This is a genomic window from Microcystis sp. LEGE 08355 (genome assembly GCF_015207185.1).
GTDB lineage: Bacteria > Cyanobacteriota > Cyanobacteriia > Cyanobacteriales > Microcystaceae > Microcystis > Microcystis panniformis.
In genome coordinates, this window is the sequence record NZ_JADEXI010000471.1 from 1 (window position 1) to 3,661 (window position 3,661).

Below are 3,661 nucleotides of genomic sequence, written 5' to 3' on the forward strand. Positions count from 1 at the left end.
GTGCGTTTTTTAGCGGTGGATGCCGTAGAAAAAGCTAAATCCGGACACCCCGGCCTGCCCATGGGGGCCGCTCCCATGGCCTTTGTTCTCTGGGATCAATTCCTGCGTTTTAACCCGAAAAACCCCCAATGGGTCAATCGCGATCGTTTTGTTCTCTCCGCCGGTCACGGTTGTATGCTGCAGTACGCTTTGATGTACCTGACCGGATACGATAGCGTTCCCCTAGAGGAAATTAAACAATTCCGGCAGTGGAAATCGAAAACCCCCGGCCACCCCGAAAATTTCGTCACGGAAGGGGTAGAAGTGACCACTGGTCCCCTGGGTCAAGGGATTGCCAATGGTGTGGGTTTGGCCCTAGCAGAAGCCCATTTAGCGGCCCGTTTCAACAAACCGGATGCCAAAATTATCGACCATTACACCTATGTGATTTTGGGTGATGGTTGCAATATGGAGGGTATTTCCGGGGAAGCTTGTTCTTTAGCCGGTCACTGGGGTTTAGGCAAGTTAATCGCTCTCTATGATGATAACCATATCTCGATCGATGGTTCCACCGATATCGCTTTTACCGAAGACGTGAGCAAGCGTTTTGAAGCCTACGGTTGGCACGTTCAGCACGTCGAGAATGGTAACACCGATTTAGATGCCATTGCCAATGCGATCGCAGCCGCCAAAGCTGTCACCGATAAACCCTCGATGATTAAAATCACCACCACCATCGGTTATGGTTCCCCCAATAAGTCTAATACCGCCGATGTTCACGGGGCAGCTTTAGGAGCAACAGAAATCGAGTTAACCCGGAAAGCCTTAGGTTGGCAATACGAGCCGTTTGTGGTTCCCGATGAGGTGTTAAATCGTTTCCGGCAAGCAGTGGACAAGGGAGCAACGGCAGAAACGGACTGGAATAAGTTATTTAACGAATATCAGGCCAAATATCCCGCAGAAGCGGCTTTATTTGAACAGTTAACCACCGGTCAACTGCCGGAAGGTTGGGAGCAAGCTTTACCGGTTTATAAACCCGAAGATAAGGCGCTCGCTAGTCGTAAACACTCGGAAATCTGCTTAAATGCGCTTGCGGGGGTTTTACCCGGTTTAATCGGTGGTTCGGCGGATTTAACCCACTCTAACTACACCGAATTAGAGCATTTTGGTAATTTCCAAAAAGGCAGTTATCAGGAGCGTAACGTTCACTTTGGTGTGCGGGAACACGCGATGGGGGCGATTTGTAACGGGATTGCTCTCCATAACACGGGATTGATTCCCTACGGGGCGACTTTCCTGATTTTCACCGACTATATGCGGAATTCTATCCGTTTATCGGCATTGTCAGAAACTCGCGTCATCTGGGTAATGACTCACGATTCCATTGCCCTAGGGGAAGATGGACCGACTCACCAACCCGTGGAACACGTTGCTTCTCTGCGCGCTATTCCTAACCTGTTAGTCATGCGTCCGGGAGATGGTACGGAAACTTCCGGTGCTTATAAAGTAGCGGTGAGCGAAACTAAGCGCCCGACGTTACTAGCATTATCCCGTCAAAATCTGCCCAATTTAGCGGGAACTTCCCTCGATGGTGTGGCTAAAGGTGCTTATATTATCACCGATTGTGAAGGTACTCCCGATGTCATTCTCATCGGTACGGGTGGCGAGTTGTATCTCTGCGATAAAGCGGCTGCGGTGTTAAAAGAAGCAGGAATTAAAGCCCGCGTCGTTTCTATGCCCTGTTGGGAGCTATTCGAGGAACAATCGGCAGAATACAAAGAATCGGTATTGCCGAAAGCAGTGAAAAAACGTCTCGCGGTGGAAGCGGGTTCAACTATGGGTTGGCATCGTTACATCACCGATGAGGGGGATGTGTTGGGGGTTGATACCTTCGGCGCTTCTGCTCCAGGGGGTGTAATTCTAGAGAAGTTTGGTTTTACCGTGGATAACGTGGTAGCGAAGGCAAAAGCGTTGTTAGGTTAATTAAAACTTTGGTTTTGTGGAAAAAGCCCGCGCCAGCGGGTTTTTTTGTGGTTATAGGTCAACCTAGTTTAGGCTTTAGGCTTAGTTCATGTAAAAATGTAAAGTAGGAAGCTTTAGTAGTTAGCCAAAACCTTTACACTTGAGATAATTATCACGATTCCTAGAGCCATGACTAAAGGGGAAAGCCCTATATCGAAGGAAACAATCAAGAGCCTAACACTAGATATAGAAGGCTCACTGTTGTCTTTTGATAAATTTATCAAGGCTCAAGAACAATTAGCAATACTACTCCATGAAGTAGATAAAACCCTTGCTAACAAAAATCGCCCCCTGATAAATTGGAGAATCTCTCAAATTCATAGTGGCAGCATTCATCTTACTTTAGAAGGAATGCCTCAAGATCAGATTACACCTAGTCAAATTTCTGAAGTTATTAAGACTGTAGAAAGGGGAATAGTAACAATTTTAGAACATCCGATTCGCCCTAATTATTTTTCTGATCGAGCTTTAGAAAGTGCGCGATCATTAGCAATATTGAAAAAAAGAGATGAGTTTATGGTGCAATTGGGCTTTGATTCAAGGTGTATCGACTTGAATCAAGCTTTGATTGCTAATGTTGATGAAATTATCGGGGGAAAATATCAAAGTTTTGGTACTGTAGAAGGTGTGCTTAAAGCTATTGATGTAAGTCGTCAACCTATTTTTAGAGTTTACAATTTATTGACTAATAAAAGTGTTAAATGTTACTTTGAACCAAATTTACTTGATAATATCAAAGAATATCTAGAAAAAAGAGTCTCTGTATCGGGGATAGTTACCTCTAGAGAAGATGGGGAAAAAATCGGGATTAAAGTTGAGTCAATTGATCTTTTTCCTCAGGAAAAAGATTTACCTAGCATTGAGGAAATGATCGGAATTTTGGGAGAAAGTAATTGATTTGTCCAACAAAAAAGCTACACTACTGGGATTCTTGTGTTTTTTTAGCTTTCCTGAAAAATGAAAAGGATAAAATTAATGATTGTATTTCTGTTCTCAAAGCAGCTGAAAATGGTCAGGTAATAATCGTGACTTCTGCTCTTACTTTTATTGAAGTGGTGAAATTAGAAAAAGGACAGCCAAAATTACCTAAAGAAAGTGAGGAAAAAATCAGAGATTTTTTCCGACATGAGTGGATTTATATTTATGAGGTGAACAGACAAGTTGGTGAACTAGCCAGAGAATTGATGTGGCAATATCAGGCACTAAAACCTAAAGATGCAACTCATGTGGCGACGGCAATTAAAGCCAGAGTGGATGTTTTAGATACTTTTGATGATGGCTTGCTGAAACTCTCTGGAGAAATCGGTGATCCTCCTTTAATAATTAGAAAACCTTTTTTTGAAGTTCAACTTGATCTTTTTTGAAAAAATACCCATTCTCGCGCAGGAAAATTACAAATCGAATTACCGAACACAGTAGAATCAATAATAGTACCGTAGGTTGGGTTGAGGCACGAAACCCAACATAACCAACAGCTAAGACAGGAAACCCAACACAACCAACAGCTAAGACAGGAAACCCAACATAACCAACAGCTACTTTTTTAACGTCAACCCAACTACTTAAAGGAGTAAAAACCATGAGTCTGTGTCTCAATCCTAATTGTTCCTCCGCCAATCCAGATGGCAATAAATTCTGTGAAAAATGCCGCTCGAAATTG

4 protein-coding genes are annotated in these 3,661 nt (G+C 43.5%); all 4 read left to right on the forward strand.

Annotated features, from left to right (window positions below; all coding sequences use genetic code 11):
- Positions 1–1,962: transketolase (tkt, locus tag IQ242_RS19380; protein ID WP_193961084.1), on the forward strand; the 1,962-nt coding region annotated here is incomplete at its 5' end.
- Positions 1,963–2,130: 168 nt separating this feature from the next.
- Positions 2,131–2,898: a hypothetical protein gene (locus IQ242_RS19385; RefSeq protein WP_193961085.1), complete on the forward strand. Its 768-nt coding sequence runs from the start codon at positions 2,131–2,133 to the stop codon at positions 2,896–2,898.
- Complete coding sequence (locus IQ242_RS19390) at positions 2,895–3,365, forward strand: PIN domain-containing protein (protein WP_193961086.1); 471 nt, start codon at positions 2,895–2,897, stop codon at positions 3,363–3,365. Before IQ242_RS19385 ends, IQ242_RS19390 begins: the two co-directional genes overlap by 4 nt.
- Before the next feature lie 215 nt (positions 3,366–3,580).
- Positions 3,581–3,661, forward strand: an 81-nt coding sequence (locus tag IQ242_RS27265; protein ID WP_370583028.1) for a 4-Cys prefix domain-containing protein, incomplete at its 3' end; no start/stop codon positions are given.